Source organism: Streptomyces sp. TBY4 (assembly GCF_024213195.1).
Classification (GTDB): Bacteria; Actinomycetota; Actinomycetes; order Streptomycetales; family Streptomycetaceae; genus Streptomyces.
The window spans coordinates 93,726-115,203 of sequence record NZ_JANAVF010000018.1 but is presented as its reverse complement, the minus strand read 5'-3'; the positions used below and the strand labels follow the sequence as shown (position 1 = coordinate 115,203).

General features: G+C 71.8%; 19 protein-coding genes and 1 riboswitch. Of the genes, 8 read left to right on the top strand and 11 right to left on the bottom strand.

Annotated features, from left to right (window positions below):
• The first annotated feature begins 425 nt into the window (after positions 1–425).
• On the top strand, positions 426–770 hold the full coding sequence (locus NLX94_RS32245; RefSeq protein ID WP_254386661.1) for a protease inhibitor I9 family protein: 345 nt from the start codon (positions 426–428) through the stop codon (positions 768–770).
• 166 nt (positions 771–936) lie between these two features.
• Here NLX94_RS32245 and NLX94_RS32240 read toward each other — a convergent pair whose 3' ends face one another.
• The 3 genes from NLX94_RS32240 to NLX94_RS32230 all read right to left on the bottom strand — a co-directional run bounded on the left by NLX94_RS32240 (position 937) and on the right by NLX94_RS32230 (position 4,167).
• Entirely contained in the window at positions 937–2,397 is a 1,461-nt protein-coding gene (locus NLX94_RS32240) for a sodium:alanine symporter family protein (protein WP_254386660.1), read from the bottom strand.
• 116 nt (positions 2,398–2,513) lie between these two features.
• Positions 2,514–3,389 (bottom strand): haloalkane dehalogenase, encoded by an 876-nt coding sequence (locus NLX94_RS32235; protein WP_254386659.1) that lies wholly within the window; start codon positions 3,387–3,389, stop codon positions 2,514–2,516.
• A 145-nt stretch (positions 3,390–3,534) separates the two neighbouring features.
• Positions 3,535–4,167 carry a phosphoribosylanthranilate isomerase gene (locus NLX94_RS32230; RefSeq protein WP_254386658.1) on the bottom strand — a complete coding sequence of 211 codons (633 nt, stop codon included), beginning with the start codon at positions 4,165–4,167 and terminating at the stop codon, positions 3,535–3,537.
• A gap of 152 nt (positions 4,168–4,319) precedes the next feature.
• Between NLX94_RS32230 and NLX94_RS32225 the strand changes: the two genes are divergently transcribed.
• Positions 4,320–4,979, top strand: coding sequence for a hypothetical protein (locus NLX94_RS32225; protein WP_254386657.1), 660 nt, complete (start codon positions 4,320–4,322; stop codon positions 4,977–4,979).
• A gap of 131 nt (positions 4,980–5,110) precedes the next feature.
• Here the strand turns inward: NLX94_RS32225 and groL are convergent, their stop codons facing one another.
• From groL to thrC, 4 genes are all read right to left on the bottom strand, one after another.
• Complete coding sequence (gene groL, locus NLX94_RS32220; RefSeq protein WP_254386656.1) at positions 5,111–6,733, bottom strand: chaperonin GroEL; 1,623 nt, start codon at positions 6,731–6,733, stop codon at positions 5,111–5,113.
• Between the two features lie 368 nt (positions 6,734–7,101).
• Positions 7,102–7,308: a cold-shock protein gene (locus NLX94_RS32215; RefSeq protein ID WP_008743607.1), complete on the bottom strand. Its 207-nt coding sequence runs from the start codon at positions 7,306–7,308 to the stop codon at positions 7,102–7,104.
• Between the two features lie 403 nt (positions 7,309–7,711).
• Positions 7,712–7,990, bottom strand: a complete 279-nt coding sequence (locus NLX94_RS32210; protein WP_254386655.1) for a MoaD/ThiS family protein — start codon at positions 7,988–7,990, stop codon at positions 7,712–7,714.
• Positions 7,991–8,025: 35 nt separating this feature from the next.
• The gene (thrC, locus tag NLX94_RS32205) at positions 8,026–9,336 is read right to left on the bottom strand and encodes a threonine synthase (RefSeq protein ID WP_374684054.1); all 1,311 of its coding nucleotides are present in this window, start codon (positions 9,334–9,336) and stop codon (positions 8,026–8,028) included.
• Between the two features lie 17 nt (positions 9,337–9,353).
• Positions 9,354–9,511, bottom strand: a riboswitch (SAM riboswitch).
• Between the two features lie 197 nt (positions 9,512–9,708).
• Between thrC and NLX94_RS32200 the strand changes: the two genes are divergently transcribed.
• From NLX94_RS32200 to NLX94_RS32190, 3 genes are read left to right on the top strand one after another with little or no spacing between them, the layout of a single operon-like run.
• A complete protein-coding gene (locus tag NLX94_RS32200) occupies positions 9,709–10,695 on the top strand; it encodes a glucosyl-3-phosphoglycerate synthase (RefSeq protein WP_254386699.1) in 987 nt (328 codons plus the stop codon).
• A 37-nt stretch (positions 10,696–10,732) separates the two neighbouring features.
• Positions 10,733–12,655: an isopeptide-forming domain-containing fimbrial protein gene (locus NLX94_RS32195; protein WP_254386653.1), complete on the top strand. Its 1,923-nt coding sequence runs from the start codon at positions 10,733–10,735 to the stop codon at positions 12,653–12,655.
• Positions 12,656–12,691: 36 nt separating this feature from the next.
• On the top strand, positions 12,692–14,155 hold the full coding sequence (locus NLX94_RS32190; protein WP_254386652.1) for a trehalose-6-phosphate synthase: 1,464 nt from the start codon (positions 12,692–12,694) through the stop codon (positions 14,153–14,155).
• A gap of 300 nt (positions 14,156–14,455) precedes the next feature.
• Here the strand turns inward: NLX94_RS32190 and otsB are convergent, their stop codons facing one another.
• From otsB to NLX94_RS32175, 3 genes are all read right to left on the bottom strand, one after another.
• Positions 14,456–15,313, bottom strand: coding sequence for a trehalose-phosphatase (gene otsB / locus NLX94_RS32185; RefSeq protein ID WP_254386651.1), 858 nt, complete (start codon positions 15,311–15,313; stop codon positions 14,456–14,458).
• Positions 15,314–15,385: 72 nt separating this feature from the next.
• A complete protein-coding gene (locus tag NLX94_RS32180) occupies positions 15,386–15,637 on the bottom strand; it encodes a DUF3263 domain-containing protein (RefSeq protein ID WP_254386650.1) in 252 nt (83 codons plus the stop codon).
• 36 nt (positions 15,638–15,673) lie between these two features.
• The gene (locus tag NLX94_RS32175) at positions 15,674–16,993 is read right to left on the bottom strand and encodes an extracellular solute-binding protein (RefSeq protein ID WP_254386649.1); all 1,320 of its coding nucleotides are present in this window, start codon (positions 16,991–16,993) and stop codon (positions 15,674–15,676) included.
• Positions 16,994–17,255: 262 nt separating this feature from the next.
• On the opposite strand from NLX94_RS32175, the gene NLX94_RS32170 reads away from it, so the two are divergent.
• From NLX94_RS32170 to NLX94_RS32160, 3 genes are all read left to right on the top strand, one after another.
• The gene (locus tag NLX94_RS32170) at positions 17,256–18,188 is read left to right on the top strand and encodes an ROK family protein (RefSeq protein ID WP_254386698.1); all 933 of its coding nucleotides are present in this window, start codon (positions 17,256–17,258) and stop codon (positions 18,186–18,188) included.
• Complete coding sequence (gene nagA, locus NLX94_RS32165; protein WP_254386648.1) at positions 18,188–19,354, top strand: N-acetylglucosamine-6-phosphate deacetylase; 1,167 nt, start codon at positions 18,188–18,190, stop codon at positions 19,352–19,354. Before NLX94_RS32170 ends, nagA begins: the two co-directional genes overlap by 1 nt.
• A gap of 93 nt (positions 19,355–19,447) precedes the next feature.
• The gene (locus NLX94_RS32160) at positions 19,448–20,371 is read left to right on the top strand and encodes a 1-phosphofructokinase family hexose kinase (RefSeq protein WP_254386647.1); all 924 of its coding nucleotides are present in this window, start codon (positions 19,448–19,450) and stop codon (positions 20,369–20,371) included.
• 22 nt (positions 20,372–20,393) lie between these two features.
• Here NLX94_RS32160 and NLX94_RS32155 read toward each other — a convergent pair whose 3' ends face one another.
• Positions 20,394–21,437 (bottom strand): CBM35 domain-containing protein, encoded by a 1,044-nt coding sequence (locus NLX94_RS32155; RefSeq protein WP_254386646.1) that lies wholly within the window; start codon positions 21,435–21,437, stop codon positions 20,394–20,396.
• Positions 21,438–21,478: the final 41 nt, after the last annotated feature.

Below are 21,478 nucleotides of genomic sequence, written 5' to 3'. Positions count from 1 at the left end.
CGAGGACAGCGAGGACATCGAGGGGACTCCCGAAGGGTGGAGGGCGGCATGCGGCCGCCACCTCCGCTCGACGGGGACCCGGGGCGGACCCGACGCGGACCACCTCGCGGAGTGCGGCCCTCCCCTCCATCGGCGGGCCGGCCGGGGGCCTTGACCGACCCCATCCCGCCGTCCGGCCGTGCCGCCGCCCGCCGCGGGCTGATCCTCGTACGGACTGAAGAAAGGATCCGTCCCCTGCTCCCCGCCCCGCGCAGCCGACCTCGCACGAGCCCGGCGCCGGGCGGCAGGTTCACCCGTACGGAAGGCTCCGCGCGGGCATCCGGCGAGGGGGCGCACGCGCGGCTCCGGCGGTTCACCACCGCCCGCGGCCGCCGCGCCGCGCCGCGTCGTTGACCCGGCCTGCCGTACGTGGTGGCCTCGCCCCCATGCGCACCCGTACGAGCTGGACCCTGCCGACGGCCCTGGCCGCCCTCGCCCTGGCCGCCGCGACCGCCCTGCCCGCCCACGCCGCGGGCCCGCTCCCCACGCCCCCCGCGTCCCGTACCGCTCCCGCCGAGTGGCCGACGTACATCGTCACCGTGCACCACGGCCTCGACCCGGCCGCCGTCGCGGACGCGTACGGAATCACCCCGGTGCACGTCTACCGCCACACCCTGAACGGCTTCAGCGCCCGCCTCTCCCCCGACCAGGTCGACTCCCTGCGCTCGACGGCGGTCGTCCACTCGGTCGAGCCCGACGGCCCGGTCACCGTCACCGGCCCGGCGGTGTAGCAGCGGCCCCGCTCGGCCCGCCAGCCCTTCGGTACGTCCAAGTCGCACCAGCTGCGCAGCAGGTACTCCCACGTGTGGCCGTCGGTGGTGCGGACGGGCTCGGGCATGGCTGCGGTCATCGCGGATCCCCTCTGCTGTGGCATATGACAGCAGAGGGTAGGCCGCGCTACACCCGTTCCGGCGCCTGCGCCGACGGGACCACCCCGCGGACCGGGTCCCAGCACTGGATGCCCTTCAGGTCCGGCATGCGGTCCCGGGTGAAGACCGGCTCCAGGCCCGCCCGGCGCTGGGCGAGGTAGTCGTCCAGGAGGCGGAAGGCGATGGCCGACAGCGGGATGATCGCGGCGAGGTTGATCAGGGCCATGACGCCCATGAACACGTCCGCGAGGTTCCAGACGACCGACACCGAGCCCAGCGAGCCCAGGACGACCGCCGACAGGACCAGCGCCCGGTACCCCGGCAGGACCCACCGCTTGCGGGTGATGAACTGGATGTTGGTCTCGCCGTAGTAGTAGTTCCCGATCATGCTGCTGAAGGCGAGCATGAAGACGACGACGGTGAGGAGGTGGCCCGCCCACGCGCCCAGCGTGTCGCTGAGCGCCGTCTGCGTCAGGTCCGCGCCCTGGCGGCCCGACAGCTCCGGGTTGGTGACGAGGACGATGAAGGCCGTCATCGTGCAGACGAGGAGGGTGTCGAAGAAGACGCCCAGGGACTGTACGAGGCCCTGCTTGACCGGGTGCGAGACCTCGGCGGCGGCGCCCGCGTTCGGCGCCGAGCCCAGGCCCGCCTCGTTGGAGAACATCCCGCGCCGGATGCCCTGCTGGATGGCCGCGCCGATGCCGCCGGCCGCCAGCTCGCGGAAGCCGAAGGCGCCTCCGACGATGTCCGCGACGACCCGCGGGAACTCGGTGATGTTGAGGAGGACCACGGCCGCGCCGAGGAGCAGGTAGACGATCGCCATCACCGGGACCAGGACCGTGGTGACGGACGAGATCCGCCGGACCCCGCCGAAGACCGCCAGGCCCAGCAGGGCCGCCAGCAGCACGCCGAGGGAGGGGCCGAACCAGTTCGACCCGTCGGTGTCGGCGAGCGAGCCGGCGGCGACGGCGGTGATGGTGTTGGCCTGCACGGCATTGAAGACGAAGCCGAAGGTGACGGTGATCGTCACCGCGAAGAGCACCCCGAGCCAGCGTTTACCGAGCGCCCGCTGCATGTAGTACGCGGGGCCGCCCCGGTAGGCTCCGCCGGCGTTCCGCACCTTGTAGAGCTGGGCGAGGGCCGATTCCACGAAGGCGGAGGCCGCGCCGATCAGCGCCATCATCCACATCCAGAAGACGGCGCCCGCGCCGCCCAGGGTGATGGCGGTGGCGACACCGGCGATGTTGCCGGTACCGACGCGCGCGGCGGCCGAGATCGTGAAGGCGCCGAAGGACGACACCTGCTTGCGGCCGTCGGCGCGCGGCGGGGTCTTCTCCTTCAGCACCCGGAACATCTCGGGAAGCAGGCGCAGCTGCACACCCCGGGAGCGGACCGTGAAGTACAGGCCCGCACCGACCACCAGCGGAATCAGCAGGTAGGTCCAGAGGTGATCGTTGACGTTGACGATCACCGAATCCAGAGTGTCCATGATTCGAAGTCTCCCCGGGGCGGAAGGCCCACCGACAGGGACCTACGTCCGCCGCCGAAGGGTCCGAAGACCCTCCGGGCCTGCCCTTCGCCCCTTGCAGGCCCTGGTCGCAGCCCTCATCCCCACAGGCCGTGGCGCCCCGCCCAGTCCCGTACCGCCTCCGCGACCAGCAGCGGGTGGTCCTCCGGGGTGTGGTGCCCGGCCGGCACCCCGTCGTGCCGGGAGAGTTCCAGGCCCGCGATGTTCGCCACGCACCAGTCGACGACCTCCGGTCCGGTCATCGCCCCCGGCCCCGGAGCGAAGGTCAGCAGCAGCTTGGGGACTTCGGGGCTCCCCGCGAGCCATTCCCCGTACGCCGCCACGCGGGCCACCACCTCGGCGGGTTCCCCGCCCAGCGGCATCGACCGGGCCCACTGGAGGATCGGGCGCCGGCTCTCCCGCGTCGGGTACGGGGCCCTGTACGCGTCGAGGTCCCGGGGGTCCATCGGGCGGACGACGCTCCCGGGCAGCGCCTCTATGAACCCGTTCGCGTCGAGGAGCATGGCCTCCCCCACACCCGGCGTCTTGATCGCCCGGAACAGCTCGCGGCCGCCCTCCGGGAACTCCTCCCAGCTCATCGGCTTGACGATGGTCTCGGTGAAGGCGATCCCGCGCACCCTCCCCGGATGCCGGGCGGCCCGGTCGAAGGCGAGCGCGCCTCCCCAGTCGTGCCCGACGAGCACCGCCTCCTCGAGGCCGAGCGCGTCGAACCAGGCGTCGAGGTAGCGGGCCTGGTCGTCGAAGGTGTAGCCGACGTCGGGCTTGCCCGACTCCCCCATCCCGATCAGGTCCGGCGCGAGCAGCCGGGCCGGGCCGTCGCCGAGGGCGGCGAGGACCTCCCTCCAGAGGTGGGAGGAGGTGGGGTTCCCGTGCAGGAACACCACGGGCACACCGGTCCGCGGACCGGCCTCCCGGTAGTGGATCGTCGAGTCGAGTACGGGCTGTACGGGCATGGGTGCTGCTCCTCAGGAAAGCGAGTTAGCTGGCTGACTAACTCCACGGACACGACCATAGCCCGCCGGGCGACGCCCGTCTACGCCTTAGTCAGGCAACTTACTCAGACCCCGTCGAGCCGACCCGCCCCCGGCCCGGCCCGGCTCAGGCCGCGGGCCCCGCGCCGCGGGCCGCCGCGATGAAGGCACGGATGAGGTCCGGGGACTTCACCCCGCGCTCGCTCTCCACCCCGCTGGAGACGTCCACGCCCCAGGCGCCGGTGACCGCGAGGGCCTCGGCCACGTTGTCCGGCCTCAGCCCGCCCGCCAGCAGCCAGCGGCCCTCGGGGGCGGTGAACTCCACCGAGCCCCAGTTCCACGGCTTGCCGGAGCCGGGGTCCGGGGCGTCGAGGAGCAGCAGGTCCTCGCCGTACTCCCCGCAGGCCTTCACGTGCCGCGCCGTGGCCCGCAGCAGGGTGCGGCCCTCGGCGCGCAGCGCCGCGAAGTCCTCCGGCCCCTCCTCGCCGTGCAGCTGCACGCCCCGTACGCCGCTCTCCTCGGCGAACCGTCGCACCTCCGCCACCGACTGCCCCCGGAACACCCCCACGGTGAGCACCCCGTCCGGCACGTGCCCGGCGAGCTCCCGCGCCGTCGCGGCGTCGACCGTACGCGGACTCCCGGGCGCGAACACGAACCCGACGGCATCGGCCCCGGCCGCCACGGCCACCTCGACGTCGTGCGCGGTCCGCAGCCCGCAGATCTTGATGAACACGTTGCTCGCGTCGCTCACGTCACTCATGTCGGCAGTCAATCAGTTCATGCGGGGGTGTCGGCGGACAGTCCCGCATCGCGGGCGGCGTACGTCGAGGGGTGCGTGCACAACCAACCGGGCGCTCCCGGCGTGTACGTACCGGGAGCGGGAGACGGGGACGAGGGGGACGGGGGATGGGGATGAACGACGAAGAGTTGCGGTCGCCGGGATGGGTCGCGGCCGCGGCGGGGGCGCCGGCGCTCGCCGCCGGGGTGGCGCTCGCGGCAGGCTGGGCGGGAGCGACCGGGTGGCTGGGCGGCGGATGGCTGGGGGACGCGTGGGTGGCCCTCTTCGGGCTCTTCGTACCCCTGTCCGGCCTCGCCCTCCACACCTACGCCCAGGCCGAGCGCCGGGGCTCGGCCCTCGCCGTCCTGGCCGGGCTGTCCGCGGCCGTCGGCGTGTTCATCGCCCTGATGGGCGTGGACGACCTGGTGCTGCGGGGGCGGGGAGTCGAGGTCACGTGCGTGGTCAGGGAGGTGGCCTCCCGGGTCGAGACCGATTCCAGCTACCGCCCCGAGGGCCAGTACCTCAGGCGCACCACCCAGTACGACCACCGGCTCGACTGCCCGCCGGGCGGTCCCGCCGGGCTGACCAGGGAGCAGGAGATCGCGAAGGCCGGCGAGGAACTCCGGCTGGTCTACGACCCTCGGGGCCGGGTGCAGTCGGAGAGGGCCTCGGACCTCCATGCCTGGGGGCTGCGCGCCGCGATCCTCCTCGCGGTCGGGCTCGCATCCCTGTGGGGAGTGCTCGGCGCCCTCGGCAGGCCGGCTCCGCAGCGCGGCGAGCGCGGGCGCCGGTGAACCCGGGCAACAGCGAAACCGAGCACCCGTAGAACGCCCGAGGGCGGCACCCCCTCCGTCAGGAGAGGATGCCGCCCTCGGTACGTGATGCGAACAGCCGATCTACCTTCGGGCCGGGGCCCGGGGGTGGATCAGAAGTCCATGTCGCCGCCCGGCATGCCGCCGCCGGCAGCGGCGCCGGCCTTCTCGGGCTTGTCGGCGATGACGGCCTCGGTGGTGAGGAAGAGGGCCGCGATGGACGCCGCGTTCTGCAGGGCAGAGCGGGTGACCTTCGCCGGGTCGATGATGCCCGACGCGATCATGTCCACGTACTCGCCGGTCGCGGCGTTCAGGCCCCAGCCGATCTGCAGGTTGCGGACCTTCTCCACGACGACGCCACCCTCGAGACCACCGTTGACGGCGATCTGCTTGAGCGGGGCCTCCAGCGCGAGCTTGACGGCGTTGGCGCCGGTCGCCTCGTCGCCGGTGAGCTCGAGCTTCTCGAAGACCGAGGAGGCCTGCAGCAGGGCCACGCCACCACCGGCGACGATGCCCTCTTCGACGGCCGCCTTCGCGTTGCGAACGGCGTCCTCGATGCGGTGCTTGCGCTCCTTGAGCTCGACCTCGGTCGCGGCACCGGCCTTGATGACCGCAACACCGCCGGCGAGCTTCGCCAGGCGCTCCTGCAGCTTCTCGCGGTCGTAGTCCGAGTCGGAGTTCTCGATCTCGGCGCGGATCTGGTTGACGCGACCCTGGACCTGGTCGCTGTCACCGGCACCGTCGACGATGGTCGTCTCGTCCTTGGTGATGACGACCTTGCGGGCGCGGCCGAGCAGGTCGAGACCGGCGTTCTCGAGCTTGAGGCCGACCTCCTCGGAGATGACCGTGCCGCCCGTGAGGATGGCGATGTCGCCGAGCATGGCCTTGCGGCGGTCGCCGAAGCCCGGAGCCTTGACGGCGACGGACTTGAAGGTGCCGCGGATCTTGTTGACGACGAGGGTGGAGAGCGCCTCGCCCTCGACGTCCTCGGCGATGATCAGCAGCGGCTTGCCGGACTGCATGACCTTCTCCAGGAGCGGCAGCAGGTCCTTGACCGAGCCGATCTTGGAGTTGACGATCAGGATGTACGGGTCGTCGAGGGACGACTCCATGCGCTCCATGTCGGTGGCGAAGTACGCCGAGATGTAGCCCTTGTCGAAGCGCATGCCCTCGGTGAGCTCGAGCTCCAGGCCGAAGGTCTGCGACTCCTCGACCGTGATGACGCCTTCCTTGCCGACCTTGTCCATGGCCTCGGCGATGAGCTCGCCGATCTGGGTGTCGGCGGCGGAGATGGAGGCCGTCGAAGCGATCTGCTCCTTGGTCTCGACGTCCTTGGCCTGCGCCAGCAGGGCGGCGGAGACGGCCTCGACGGCCTTCTCGATACCGCGCTTGAGGGCCATCGGGTTCGCACCGGCGGCCACGTTGCGCAGGCCCTCGCGGACGAGCGCCTGGGCGAGGACGGTGGCGGTGGTCGTACCGTCGCCGGCGACGTCGTCCGTCTTCTTGGCGACTTCCTTGACCAGCTCGGCGCCGATCTTCTCGTACGGGTCCTCGAGCTCGATCTCCTTGGCGATGGAGACACCATCGTTGGTGATCGTGGGGGCGCCCCACTTCTTCTCAAGGACGACGTTGCGACCCTTGGGGCCAAGGGTGACCTTGACGGCGTCGGCGAGCTGGTTCATCCCACGCTCGAGGCCGCGGCGGGCCTCCTCGTCGAACGCAATGATCTTGGCCATCTGAAGTGGTCCTCCCGGACAGCGGTGGATTGCTCCCGGACCGCGCCCGCGCCCGCGACGGACGGCCTGCGTGCCCGGCGGTTCCTTCCCACCGGACCCTGCGGGCCTCACCGACCCGGTCCTCGTTTAGTAGCACTCTCACCAGGAGAGTGCTAACGCCAATGATTAGCACTCGACCCCCCCGAGTGCAAGCGGCTTCGGGCAACCCGGGATGAACACCCAGGTGCCGCAAGGGCCGCGCCGGGCCCATGCACGAGGGGCCCGCATCCCGTGTCCAGGATGTGGGCCCCTCGTATGTATGCGGTGGTGCCGTCGTGCGCGGCCGCTGTGCGCGGCCCCGTACGCCTCGGTGGTCGATCGCGGTCGGACTAGCCGGCGGCGAGCTTGACCATGTCCGCCTGCGGACCCTTCTGGCCCTGCGAGATCTCGAACTCGACCCGCTGACCCTCTTCAAGGGTGCGGTACCCGTCCATCTGGATGGCGCTGTAGTGGACGAACACATCCGCACCACCGTCGACCGCGATGAAGCCGTAGCCCTTCTCCGCGTTGAACCACTTGACGGTGCCCTGAGCCATGCCTAACTCCCCTATTACTGGCCCTTGCGCAGGACCGCACTTCGCGGTCCCGGGTCAGAACTTGCGCCGGAACGCCTCGACCGGGGCTGAATGTATCCGCACCGCTGCTGTCTGCAACAGGTCATTCCGACGAGAATTCTGGACACAGCGAAAGATTGAAATAGGGTGAAAACCCGGAATATTCCAGGGCAACTCGGGCCGGACAAACCCCGCCAACGACCCATAGCGCACTTGCATGTTGACTCAATGTCAACCCTCGCGCGACCCGCTCATATGCGGCGGGCAAGAACAGCGGAGGGGACTGCCCCAACTCTACCGCGCCCAACCCAGCAGAATTGCCCCCTCCGTTTGGTAACGGAGGGGGCAATTCAGTTTCTACGAAGCGTTGCGGGGCGCGACCTGCTCAGCAGCCGCCCGCGACCGCGGGGATGATCGAGATGCCCGCGCCGTCCGGAGTGGCCGTCTGCAGCCCGCCCTCGAAGCGCACGTCGTCGTCGTTGACGTAGACGTTGACGAAGCGGCGCAGCTTGCCCTGGTCGTCCAGGACGCGCGCGGCGATGCCGGGGTGGCTCGCCTCCAGGGACTGGATGACCTCTTCGAGGGTCGCGCCCTCGGCGGGGACCTCGGCCTGGCCGCCGGTGTAGGTGCGCAGGATGGTGGGGATGCGGACGTTGACGCTCATGGCGCTACTGCCTTTCCGGGTGCAGGGGAGAGAGATCAGGCCAGGTTGGCGGCGCGGAACGCGTCCAGGCTGGGGCGGATGGTGGCGGTCTGCCCGCTGTCCGCGGCCACCGCCTCCAGGGTCTTGAGGCCGTCACCGGTGTTCAGGATCACGGTGGTCAGCGTGGGGTCGATCTGGCCGTTCTCGATGAGCTTCTTCGTCACGCCGACGGTCACGCCGCCCGCGGTCTCGGCGAAGATGCCCTCGGCCTGGGCGAGGATCTTGATGGCCTCGACGACCTGCTCGTCGTTGACGTCCTCGACGAAGCCGCCGGTGCGGCGCGCGATGTCCAGGACGTACGGGCCGTCCGCCGGGTTGCCGATGGCCAGCGACTTGGCGATGGTGTTCGGCTTCTGCGGGCGGACCACCTCGTGACCGGCCTTGAAGGCGGTGGAGACGGGCGAGCAGCCCTCGGCCTGGGCGCCGAAGATCTTGTACGGCTTGTCCTCGACGAGGCCGAGCTTGATCAGCTCCTGCAGACCCTTGTCGATCTTCGTCAGCTGGGAGCCGGACGCGATCGGGATGACGATCTGGTCGGGCAGCTGCCAGCCGAGCTGCTCGCAGATCTCGTACGCCAGGGTCTTGGAGCCCTCGCCGTAGTACGGGCGCAGGTTGACGTTGACGAAGCCCCAGCCCTCGCCCAGCGGGTCGCCGATGAGCTCGGAGCAGAAGCGGTTGACGTCGTCGTAGTTGCCCTCGATGCCGACCAGGTCGCCACCGTAGACACCGGCCATGACGACCTTGCCCTGCTCCAGGTCGTGCGGGATGAACACGCAGGAGCGGAAGCCGGCGCGGGCGGCCGCGGCGCCGACGGCGCCGGCCAGGTTGCCGGTGGAGGAGCAGGAGAGGGTGGTGAAGCCGAAGGCGCGGGCGGCCTCGACGGCGATGGCGACGACGCGGTCCTTGAAGGAGTGCGTCGGGTTGCCGGAGTCGTCCTTGACGTACAGCTTGCCGGTGACGCCCAGCTCCTTGGCCAGGTTCTGCGCGTCCACGAGCTTGGTGAAGCCGGGGTTCAGGCTCGGCTTGGAGGCCACGTCCGCGGGGACGGGCAGCAGCGGCGCGTAGCGCCAGATGTTGTCCGGGCCGGCCTCGATGGCGGCGCGCAGGGCCTCCGGGTCGCCCAGGGGCAGCTCGTAGGCGACTTCGAGCGGTCCGAAGCACTCGGCGCAGGCGAAGATCGGGCCGAGCTCGAAGCGGGTACCGCACTCACGACAGGAAAGGCCGGTGGCGGGACCGAGATCGACAGAGGCGCCGGACGCATTGGTTTCAACGGTTTCGGCAGAGGTTGCGACAGACTGTGCAGCCATGATGGCGAGGCCCTTTCTCCTCATCTTCCCCATGGCGCACTTCGCCATGAGACGGAATTGGCACCTTCCCTAGCCGGGGACCTCGCTGCGGCGCTGGTGTGCGCGATCGCGAGAACCGACTGGAGGGTTGCCGGGGCTTCAACGGGCCGTGTCCCTCTGCCCCTCTGGATGAGCGGTATGGCACCGGCACACGCGCTCTGTGGCGCGCCGGTGCGTTTGTACGCGGGCCCCCCGGCATGCGGTGGGCCATCGCGTTGTTCAAGACTGTAACCGAAGGTCCGGGTGGTTGAGACAGCCGTCCGAACCGCGAGATGGATCACATTTCGGTCCAAACCAGTGAAGAACCAGAGTGCGAGGCAGGGAGTGCTGAAGGTGCTGGAAGAGGTGGAGCGCTGGCTGGCAGACCGCTCCTGGTCCGCCGCCGACCGACCGCTCGGCCAGCTGCTTTCCGCCAAGCGGGCAGCGGGCACCACGGTGAGCGTGGTGCTGCCGGCGCTGAACGAGGAGGCGACGGTCGGCGAGATCGTCGAGGTGATCCGGCGCGATCTGATCGAGGGCCTGCCCGTGCCCCTGGTCGACGAGCTGGTCGTGATCGACTCCGGCTCCACCGACCGCACCGCGGAGGTCGCGGCCAAGGCCGGGGCCCGGGTGGTGCACCGCGACGAGGTCCTGCCGCGGATCCCGGCGGTGCCCGGCAAGGGCGAGGTGCTGTGGCGCTCACTGCTGGTCACCACCGGTGACATCGTCTGCTTCGTGGACGCCGACCTGCGCGATTTCTCGGCCTCCTTCGTCTCCGGGATCGTCGGCCCGCTGCTGACCGATCCGGACGTGCGGTTCGTCAAGGCGATGTACGACCGCCCCCTGGGGGCGGAGTTCAGCGATCCGGCCGCCCTGGCCTCCGCCCGGGCCAACGGCCAGGGCGGCCGGGTCACGGAGCTGGTGGCCCGCCCCCTGCTCAACCTCCACTGGCCCCAGCTGGCCGGCTTCGTCCAGCCGCTGGGCGGCGAGTACGCCGTCCGCCGCGAGCTGCTGGAACGGCTCCCGTTCCCGGTGGGCTACGGGGTCGAGCTGGGCCTGCTGGTGGACGCACTGCACACGGCCGGGCTGGACGCGCTGGCCCAGGTGGACGTGGGCGTACGGCTGCACCGCCACCAGGACGGGCAGGCCCTGGGCCGGATGGCCGCCGCGATCTACCGCACGGCGCAGGTCAGGCTCTCGCGCGGACACCTCGTACGCCCCGAGCTGACGCAGTTCGAGCGGGGCCCGGAGGGGTTCGTACCGCACACGTACGCCGTGGACACCGAGGAGCGGCCGCCGATGCGGGACATCGAGGAGTACGCGCACCGTCGCGTGGCGTAACGCCCGATTCATTCCCTATCGGGCTAATTTCCCTCTCATGGGGTTTACACGTTTCATACGTTTCAGGCATGCATGGGGATCCGCCGTCGCGGTGGCCGGCGGCGCGGCACTGCTCTTCGGCTCGCTGAGCGGACCGGCCGTCGCCGAGGTGGTGTCCCCCTTCGAGAAGCGCTACGACGAGGCGCTCTACGGGGACTTCGTCACGCTCGGCAACACGGTGATGGGGTGCCCCGAGGAGCCCGCCGCCGAAGCCGCCGAGTGCGCCGAGGTCCAGCGGGGCGGAGGCACGAAGAACAACAACGACTTCCTGGCCCGGCCCGTCGACGCGGCCGGCCTGGGCACGGCCACCCACACCTCCAGCACCGGCCGGGTCACCGTGCCTCCGGGCGCGGAGGTGGCGTACGCGCGGCTCTTCTGGGGCGGCAACAACGGCGCGTACAAGCTCGGCTCGAACCTCATCAAGCGCTGCGACGTCTCCGGCTCGGACGTGTTCCCCGCCCCGGGGGAGCCGCTGACCACCCGCCCGGTCCTCAAGGTCGGCTCGGGCGCCGTCCGGCCGGTGACCCTCTCGAACATGGTCGAGGACCCGGCGGAGACCGGCGGCCCGCACTACTACACGGGCGAGTCCGACGTCACCGCCGCCTTCTCCGATGTGCCCACCGGCTCCCCGGTGACCGTCGCCGTCGGCAACATCTGGGCCCCGACCGGCCGCGGCTGCGTCGCCGGCTGGTCCCTGACGGTGGTGTACAAGTACCCCGGCCCGAACGAGCACGCGCCGGAACGCCGCAACGTCTACGTCTACGGCGGCCACGTCCTCCAGCGCTCCACCAGCCCGGACACCACGATCAAGGTCGACGGCTTCTACCGCACCGGTGACGGCCCGGTCCGCGCGAGCGCCACGGCCTACGAGGGCGACTGGAACACGAAGGGCGACCAGTTCCGGGTCAACGGCGCGAACATCGCCAACCCCGGGGCCGGCGGGGCGACCGACAACTTCTTCACCAGCTCGGCCGACGGCTCGCTCGAACCGCAGCACGCCAACAACCTCAGCATCGACGCCAAGTCCTTCGACGTCCCGGCGACCGCCCTCCCGGCCGGAGCCACCTCCGCCGACCTGACGTTCCGCACCCGCGGGGACACGTACGTCATCTCGCAGTTCGCGCTGGCCGTGCCGGTGCCGGACCTCGAGGTGAAGAAGACTGCCTCGCCCGCGAAGTCGGTCGCCCCCGGCGACACCGTGACCTACACGATCACCGCGAAGAACATCAGCAGCCTGGACTACCCGAACGCGAAGCTGACGGACGACCTGACCGAGCTGCTCGACGACGCGGCCTTCGACGGGACGGCCACGGCCGACCTCGGCACGGCCGCGTACACGGCGCCGAAGCTGACCTGGACGGGCGAGGTCCCCCAGGGGAAGACGGCGACGATCACCTATAAGGTCCGCGTCAACGACCCGCTGACCGGCGACGGCAAACTGACCAACAACGTGGTCGCGGAGAGCGGCCGCACCAACTGCGAGGACGGCTCGAAGGACCCGGCGTGCACACCGGTCCCGCCGGTGATCACACCTCCGGACCCGTCGCCTTCGCCGTCGACTTCGGCGTCGCCGTCGCCGTCCCCGTCGACTTCGGCGTCCCCTTCGACCTCGGCGTCCCCGTCCCCGTCACCTTCGACCTCGGCGTCCCCGTCACCGTCGACCTCGACCTCGGCGACTCCTTCCGCCTCCCCCTCGCCCACCCTCCCCTCCCCCACCACCACACAGCAGCCGCGGCCGCTGCCGGTGGACCCGGGGGACGACTCTCCGGGCTCCCCGGGATCTCCGGGCTCCCCGGGCGGGCACCTGGCCACCACCGGGTCCGACGGCCGGCAGCTCTGGTTGATGGGCACGGCGGCCGCCACGCTCACCGCACTCGGCGGTGTGGTCTTCCTCTCGGTCCGGCGGACGCGCAGGCGCTGACGTTTGACCGGAGCTGAGGCGGGCTAGGTTCGCCGCATGGCTTCCCAGGTGCTCGTCGCCGCGAATCGCGGCCCCCTCTCCTACGCCCTCGCCGCGGACGGCACGCTCAGTGCCCGCCGCGGCGGGGGCGGCCTCGTTTCCGGCCTCTCCGCCGCCCTCGCGGAGCAGCCCGACGCGCTGTGGATCTGCGCGGCACTGTCGGACGCGGACCGCGAGGCGGTACGGCGCGGGGTCTCCGAGCCGGGTGTACGGATGCTGCCGATCGACCCGGCGGTCTACGACGACGCGTACAACGGCATCGCGAACTCGGTGCTGTGGTTCCTCCACCACCACCTGTACGAGATTCCGCGCGAGCCGGTCTTCGACGCGGAGTTCCGGCGGCGCTGGGACTCGTACGTCGCGTACAACGAGACCTTCGCGGCGGCCTGCGCCGAGGAGGCGGCCGAGGGCGCGGCCGTCCTGATCCAGGACTACCACCTGACCCTCGCCCCCGGGATGCTCCGCGAACTCCGCCCCGACCTGCGCATCGGGCACTTCACGCACACGCCGTGGGCCTCGACGGAGTTCCTGCGCATGCTCCCGGAGGACATCCGCAACCAGCTGGTGTGGGGGATGCTCGGGGCGGACCGGCTCGGGTTCCACACGTGGGAGTGGGCGTTCAATTTCATCAACGCGGCCAACTTCGACGACGCGAGCGGCATCGCACAGTCCTACTCCCCGACCGGCACCCCGGAGCGCGGGGTCTGGCACCGCAAGGCGGCCGACGTCCCGACCGGGCTCGGGGAGAACAAGTTCACCGACGTGAAGGCGTACCCCCTCGGCGTGGACGCGGACGAGCTGCGCGCGCTCGCGCACCGGCCGGAGGTGGACGACAAGCTGGCGGGGCTGCGGGCGGAGATCGGCGGCCTGAAGACGATCGTCCGCGTCGACCGCACGGAACTGTCGAAGAACATCCTGCGCGGGCTCCTCGCCTACCGGGAGCTGCTCATGGTCCACCCCGAATGGCGGGAGCGGGTGGTCCACCTGGCCTCCGCGTACCCCTCCCGGCAGGACCTGACCGTCTACCGGGAGTACACGGAGTCGGTGCGGGAGCTGGCGGCGGCGATCAACGCGGAGTTCGGCACCGCCGACTGGCAGCCGGTGCTGGTCTCCGTCGAGGACGACTTCGCGCGGTCCCTGGCGGTGTACCGGCTGGCGGACGTGGCGCTGGTCAATCCCGTGCGGGACGGCATGAACCTCGTCGCGAAGGAGATCCCGGTGGTCTCGGAGGCGGGGTGCGTGCTGGTGCTGTCCACCGGGGCGGGGGCCTACGAGGAACTGCGCTCGGACGCGCTGACGGTGAACCCGTACGACGTGACGGCCACCGCGGAGGCCCTCCACACGGCCCTCACGATGCCGGCGGCGGAACGCGCGGACCGCACGAAGCGCCTGGCTGCGGCCGCGACGGCCCTCCCCCCGACCCAGTGGCTCACAGCCCAGCTGAACCCCCTCCGCACCTGACCCTCCCGGCGCGGGGCAGAGGGGTTCCGCCCCGGACCCCGCGCCTCAAACGCCGGCGAGGCTGGATAAATCCAGCCCGCCCGGCGTTTGAGGGCACGGGCGCGCAGCGCACGTACGGGTCCGGGCGCAGCCCGGGGAACGGGCGAAGGGCGGGTAGGGGACCTCGCCCCGCAGGGCCCACCCAGCCGCACCCGCCCACCAGCCCCGCACCACGCGGCAGCGGCGCCGGCCCCGACCCGCCACCGCCGGACGGAGTCCGGCGCAGCGGTCCGAAGCCCGCGCAGCGGTGCGAGGGGCGCGTCAAGAAGGCGCCGCGGCCAGGGCCGCGGCCAGGGCGGCCAGGTAGGCCACTACCTGGGAGGGGCCGGGCAGCGTCAGGTCCGCGCGGGCGGCGAGTTCCGGGACCTCCGCCGAGCCGCTGCACAGCAGCAGCCCCGGCATCCCCCCGGCCCGCAGCTTCTCCACCGCGGAGTACGCCGCGAGGTCCCCCAGGTCGTCCCCGGCGTAGAGCACCGCCTCCGCCCCCACCTCCGCGAGGTACTCCGTGAGCGCGACGCCCTTGTCCGTCCCGGGCGGCCGCAGCTCCAGTACGGCCCGCCCCGGTTCGACCATCAGGCCGTGCCGGGCGGCGAGCCCCGCCAGGGGCTCGCGCAGGGCCGCGAAGGCCGCTTCCGGGTCGGCCGCGCGCCGGGTGTGGACCGCCAGCGCCCGGCCCTTCTCCTCGATCCACGTCCCGCGCCACGCGCCGATCGCGTCCAGGAACCCCGGCAGCTCCGCCCGGACCGCCGCCACCCCCGGATGCTCGGCCGGTGCGTGCACGCTGCCGGTGACGGCATCCCAGCGCTCGGCTCCGTAGTGCCCCAGCACCACCAGGTGTTCGAGTCCGGGGACTCCGGCGAAGCCCCCGTAGCGGACGGCGACCCCGGCCGGCCGGCCGGTGATCACGGCGACCGATCCGACCTCGGGGGCGAGGGCGGCGAGCGCGGCGACGGCTCCGGGGTGGGCCCGCGCCTGGTCGGGGTCGGGGACGATGTCGGCGAGGGTGCCGTCGAAGTCGAGGGCGACGACGCAGCGGCGCGGTGCGCGGAGGAGGGCTTCGAGTCCCTCGCGTCCGGCGGTGGTGACGGGCATCGGCAGATCGTGCGGATGGCTCCCCATGTGCTCGACCCTAACGGCCCGGCCGGGCCACGGCTACGGCGCGCACCACGGCGCGCGGCCCGCACCGCACCGCTACCGCCTGGCCCGCTGCGCCTCCCGGATGCGCCGCAGGCGGTTCACGGTGCCCGGTGCGTGCCGCAGCGCCCTGGGGTCGTCCATCAGCGCGTTGAGCAGCTGGTAGTACCGGACCGGGGGCATCCCCAGTCCTTCCCTTATGGCCCGCTCCTTGGCGCCCGGTCCGGGCCAGGTGCGGGCCTCGTAGGCCAGTACGGCCGCTTCGTCGGGGCTCAGCCCGGCCGGCGGCCTCTCGTCCGCGTCCGTCATACGGCCAGGTTATCCCCGGCCTCCGACAAGCTCAGCTCAGCGCGGCTCCGCCTTGCGCCCCGCCTCCGCGATGTCCGCGAGGATCCGCTCGGGCTGCCCGCCCGGCTGCACGGCCTTGCCGATGTTCTTCTTGACGTCCTCGCTGACGGCCGCCCATGACTTCTTGCCCACCGGGTAGAGCCGTGCGTTGGGCAGCGCGTGCAGGAAGGTCTTCAGTTCCGCCGAGGAGGCCCCCTGGGCGGCTTCCATCGCCCGGGAGCCGCTGGTGGTGACCGGGAGCAGGTCGTACTTCTCGGTGAAGGTGGTGACGTTGTTCGCCTCGTACAGGAAGTCCAGGAACTTCCCGGACTGCGTCTGGTGTCCGGCGGTCTTGAAGGCCATCACCCAGTCGGCGACGCCCATCGTCGGGTGGCTGGCCCCGTCGGCGGTCGGCATGGGGGTCATGCCGTACTTCACGCCCTTCGCGGCGGCCTGCTTGAGCAGCGTCGGGTGCCCGTTGAGCATGCCGACCTCGCCGCGCGCGAAGGAGTCGAAGGCGTCCTGGCGGTTGAGCTTGGCCGGTTCGACGGGGCCGGTCAGGCCCGCTCCGACGAGCTTGTCGCGCAGGAACTCCAGGGTGTTGACGTTGTCCGCGGAGTCGATGGAGTAGTTCTCCTCGTTGTCGGCGTAGCCTCCGCCGCCCGCGAGGAGCCACTGCATGGTCTCGGCCTGCGCCTCCTCGCGGCCCAGGGGCAGCGCGAGGGGCGTCGGGACGCCGGCCGCCTTGAGCTTCTTGGCCGCGGCCTCCAGCTCGGCCCAGCTCTTGGGCTGCCAGCGGGTCTTGCCGTCCTTGGGGATGATGCCGGCGTCGGCGAACAGCTTCTCGTTGTAGAACATCAGCCGGGTGCTGGCCACGAAGGGCAGGCCGTACTGGTTGCGCCTGACCTTGCCGGCGTCGGCGAGCGGCGCGAGGAAGTCGGCCTCGGTGTTCACGGAGAGCAGCTCGTCGGCGGAGTACAGCTTGCCCTCGGCGGCGTAGTCGGCGTAGGCGCCGATCTGCGCGATGTCGGGGGCCTCGCCGGCCTTGACCATCTCGGCGACCTTGGCATCGACCTCGGACCAGGAGTAGACATCGACCTGGACCTTGATCCCCGGGTTCCGCTTCTCGAAGGCCGTGGCGAGCTCCTTCCAGTAGGGCTTGGAGGAGTTCTCCGGTTTGTCCCCGTAGTCGGCCGCCACGACCTTGAGGGTGACCTCGTTGTCCCCGGTGAGCCCCGACACGGCCCCACAGCCGGTCAGCGTCACGGTGGTCAGGCACAGCGCGAGGCCGGCCGCGGCGAGGTTCGGCTTTCCGGTCCGGACAGTTCGGGCCTTCACAGTTCTCGTTCCACCCCAGGTTGTTCCATACGATTCGCGTAAAGGTCTACACCACTTTTCACCCCCGTCAACATCCGGCCCCAAACGTGCACACGGCCTGCACGCGTGCGCACGTACAGACCCCCGCACGCACCCCCGCACGCACCCGCGTACCGGCCCGCGCACCGCCGAAGGTCCTGAATTTGTATGGCCACTCAACAATCCCTCTCAGTGGACTAGACCTTTGCCCTCCGATCACGCGAGACTGTCACCCGTGAAACCCGTGAAACACGTCATCGCCCTCGATGTGGGCGGCACTGGGATGAAGGCCGCCCTCGTCGCCGCCGACGGCACCCTGCTCCACGAGGCGCGCCGCGCCACCGGCCGCGAGCGGGGCGCCGAAGCCGTCGTCGAGACGATCCAGGACTTCGCCGCCGAGCTCCTCGACCTCGGCCGGGAACGCTTCGGCGCCACCGCCTCCGCGGCCGGCGTGGCCGTGCCCGGCATCGTCGACGCCGAGAACGGGATCGCCGTCTACGCGGCGAACCTGGGCTGGCGCGACGTCCCCATGCGCGAACTGCTCGGCAGACGCCTCGGCGGCATCCCGGTCGCCCTCGGCCACGACGTCCGCACGGGCGGACTCGCCGAAGGCCGCATCGGCGCGGGGCGCGGCGCCGACCGCTTCCTGTTCGTCCCCCTCGGCACCGGCATCGCCGGAGCCATCGGCATCGCCGGCCGCATCGAGGCCGGCGCGCACGGGTACGCGGGCGAGATCGGCCACATCGTGGTCCGCCCCGGCGGTCCCGCCTGCGGCTGCGGCCAGCGCGGCTGCCTGGAGACGCTCGCCTCCGCCTCCGCCGTCAGCCGCGCCTGGGCGGCCGCCTCCGGCGATCCCGAGGCCGACGCCGCGGACTGCGCCAAGGCCGTGGAGTCCGGCGACGAGCGGGCCCGGGAGGTGTGGCTCGCCGCCATCGGCGCCCTCGCCGACGGGCTGGTCACCGCGATCACCCTGCTGGACCCGCGCACGCTGATCATCGGTGGCGGACTGGCCGAGGCCGGGGAAACCTTGTTCACACCACTACGGACGGCCGTGGAGGAACGCGTGACGTTCCAGCGGCTGCCCCACATCGTTCCGGCGGCCCTCGGGGACACCGCCGGATGCCTGGGTGCAGGGCTGCTCGCCTGGGATCTACTCGCCACGGAGGTACCAGCCTGATGTCCGGAAGCGCACATGTGGGCCGCAGCACCGTTCTCTCCGGCGCCGACGTGGTGCTGCCCACGGGCATCGTCAAGGGCGGACGCCTCATCGTCGACGGCGAGCGCCTCGCCGGCAGCGCCCACGAGGACTCCGCCGTCGTCGACCTGACCGGGCACTGGCTCGTCCCCGGCTTCGTCGACATGCACAACCACGGCGGCGGCGGCGCCTCCTTCACCTCCGGCACCGCCGAGGAAGTGCTCCAGGGCGTACGGACCCACCGCGAGCACGGCACCACCACCCTGGTCGCCTCCACCGTCACCGGCGACCTGGACGAGCTCGCCCGCCGCGCCGGACTGCTCGCCGAGCTGACCCAGCAGGGCGACATCGCAGGCATCCACTTCGAGGGGCCGTTCATCAACCCCTGCCGCAAGGGCGCGCACAAGGAGGACCTCCTGCGCGACCCCGACCCGGCCGAGGTCCGCAAGCTGGTCGACGCCGCGCACGGCGCCGCCCGCATGTTCACCCTCGCCACCGAGCTGCCCGGCGGACTGGACTCCGTACGGCTGCTCGCCGAGCACGGGGTCATCGCGGCGATCGGCCACACGGACTCCACGTACGAGCAGACGCTCCAGGCCATCGACGCGGGCGCGACCGTCGCCACCCACCTCTACAACGCGATGCCGGGCCTGGAACACCGCGCCCCGGGCCCGATCGCCGCGCTCCTGGAGGACGAGCGGGTCACCGTCGAGCTGATCAACGACGGCGTCCACCTGCACCCCGCCATGCTGGAGCTGGCCTTCCACCACGCGGGCGCGCACCGGGTGGCGCTGATCACCGACGCGATGGACGCGGCCGGCTTCGGCGACGGGACCTACCACCTCGGCCCGCTGGAGGTGGAGGTCAAGGAGGGCGTCGCCCGCCTCGTCGAGGGCGGCTCCATCGCGGGTTCCACCCTCACCCTGGACACCGCCTTCAAGCGGTCGGTCACCCTCGACAAGCTCCCCGTCGAGTCCGTGGTCCAGGCGATCTCCGCCAACCCGGCCCGGCTGATCGGCGTCTACGACCAGGTCGGCTCGCTGGAGCCCGGAAAGTACGCGGACCTCGTCGTCCTCGACGCCGCCTTCGACGTCAAGGGCGTCATGCGGCGCGGGGAATGGATCGTCGACCCGCGCGCGGGCAAGTAGGCACACGGACCGGAAAGCGGTCGGCCCCGGGTACTGGGCCGACCGCTCTCCCATTTGGCATGATCCCCGCACCACCAAACCCCGGGGCCCGCCATGATCCTGACCGTGACGCTCAACACCGCACTCGACGTCACCTACCGCGTGCCGCGCCTGCTCGCGCACGCCTCCCACCGCGTCACCGAGGTCACCGAACGCCCCGGCGGCAAGGGCCTCAACGTGGCCCGCGTGCTCGCCGCGATCGGCCACGAGGTCACCGCGACCGGCTTCGCGGGCGGCCCCACGGGCCACCTCGTCCGCGACCGGCTCGCCGCCTCCTCCCCCGGCGTCCGCGACGAGCTGGTCCCCTGCTCCGGCACCACCCGCCGCACCCTGGCCGTCGTCGACGAGGCCTCCGGGGACACCACGCAGTTCAACGAACCGGGCCCGCTGATCACCGCCACCGAGTGGTCCGGGTTCCTCGCCCGCTACGAGGCCCTGCTGACGGGCGGCGCCCGCGCGGTGGCCCTGTGCGGCAGCCTGCCCCCGGGCGTGCCCGTGGGGGCCTACGCGACCCTCGTACGGGCGGCCCGCACGGCCGGGGTGCCCGTCCTCCTCGACACCAGCGGCGAGGCGCTGCGCCGCGGGGTCGCGGCCCGCCCCGACGTGATCAAACCGAACGCCGCCGAGCTCGCCGAGCTGACCGGGTCCCGCGACCCGCTCCCCGCCACCCAGGGCGCCCGCCGGCGCGGGGCCCACGCCGTGGTCACCTCGCTCGGCCCGGCCGGCCTGCTGGCCGCCACCGCCCGCGGCACCTGGCGGGCGGCCCCGCCGCGCCCCCTGACGGGCAACCCCACCGGCGCCGGCGACTCCGCGGTCGCGGGCCTCCTCTCGGCCCTCACCGAAGGCCTGGACTGGCCGGACCGCCTGACCCGCGCGGTGGCCCTCTCGGCAGCCACGGTCACCTCCCCGGTGGCGGGCGAGTTCGACCCCCGCACCTACGAGGAGGTACGGGGGTCGGTGAAGGTGACGGAGGGTTAGGACCCTTCGTGTGTAAGGCGGATCAGCGCTTCTCGAGCACGAACTGGTCGATGACCGCCTCGCAGGAGTTGCCCGCCTCGCAGGAGATCTTGATGGTGTTCGTGCCCTGCTTGAGGTTCACGTACGAGTAGGTGTTGGTCCAGCCCTTGTCCCAGGCGCCCTCGGCGGCCTTCGCGAAGTTCTTCATGTTGATCGCACGGGTCTGCGGCTGGCCGTTGATCGTCAGCGTCATGCTGGCGTCCTTGCCGGGCACGCCGTAATACATCCGGAAGGTGTACTCGGCGGCCTTGGGGACCTCCATCGTCCAGGTCACGGCGGCACCCTGCTGGGTGAAGCCGCCGACGTACTGGCCGCCCGCGCTCTTGGCCCCCGGCACCGCGCTCTCCAGCGCAGCGCCACCGCTGATGACCATGCCCGCGCCGCCCGCGTCGCCCTTCGGCAGCGGGGCGTCCGCGGACGCGGAGCCGCTCGGCTGGCCCGACGGGGTGTTCTGGACGGGCGCCGACGGGCTCTGGCCCGTGTTCGCGGTGTTCTGGCCCTTGTCCTTCTCGTTGTCCTTGCCGAAGATCACCGCCGCGCTGATGCCGATCGCCACCGCGGCGACCACCGCCACGGCCGCGATGAGCATGCCCTTGCGGCTGGACCCGCCGCCGCCGTGGCCGCCGCCGGAGCCCGGCAGGGGCACGGACTGGGTGTACTGCGGGGGCTGCTGCTGCGGCGGGACGCCGTAGCCGCCCGCCTGGAGGGCTTCGGGGGCCTGGTACTGGGCCTGGTAGCCCGGGGACTGCTGCTGCGGCGGGACCTGCTGGTAGGGAGCGGGCCCGCGCTGGCCGCCGTAGGGGCGGTCGCCGACCGTGCGGACCTGGTTGTACGAGGTCCTGGGCACGCCCGGCTGCGGGCCGCCCGGCTGACCGCCGACCGTGGGTCCGGGGTAGCCGTATCCGCCGCCCTGCCCGGGCGGGGTGGCTCCGGCGGCCTGGCCGTCCGCGTAGAGATAGCCGAACGGGTCGTCGTCCTCGGGCTGGTTCGCCCCGTTGTTCGGGCCGTTGTTCGCGGGCGTCGTCATCGCAGGTCACTCCTTTCGACCCCGGGGAGCCTACCCCGAAC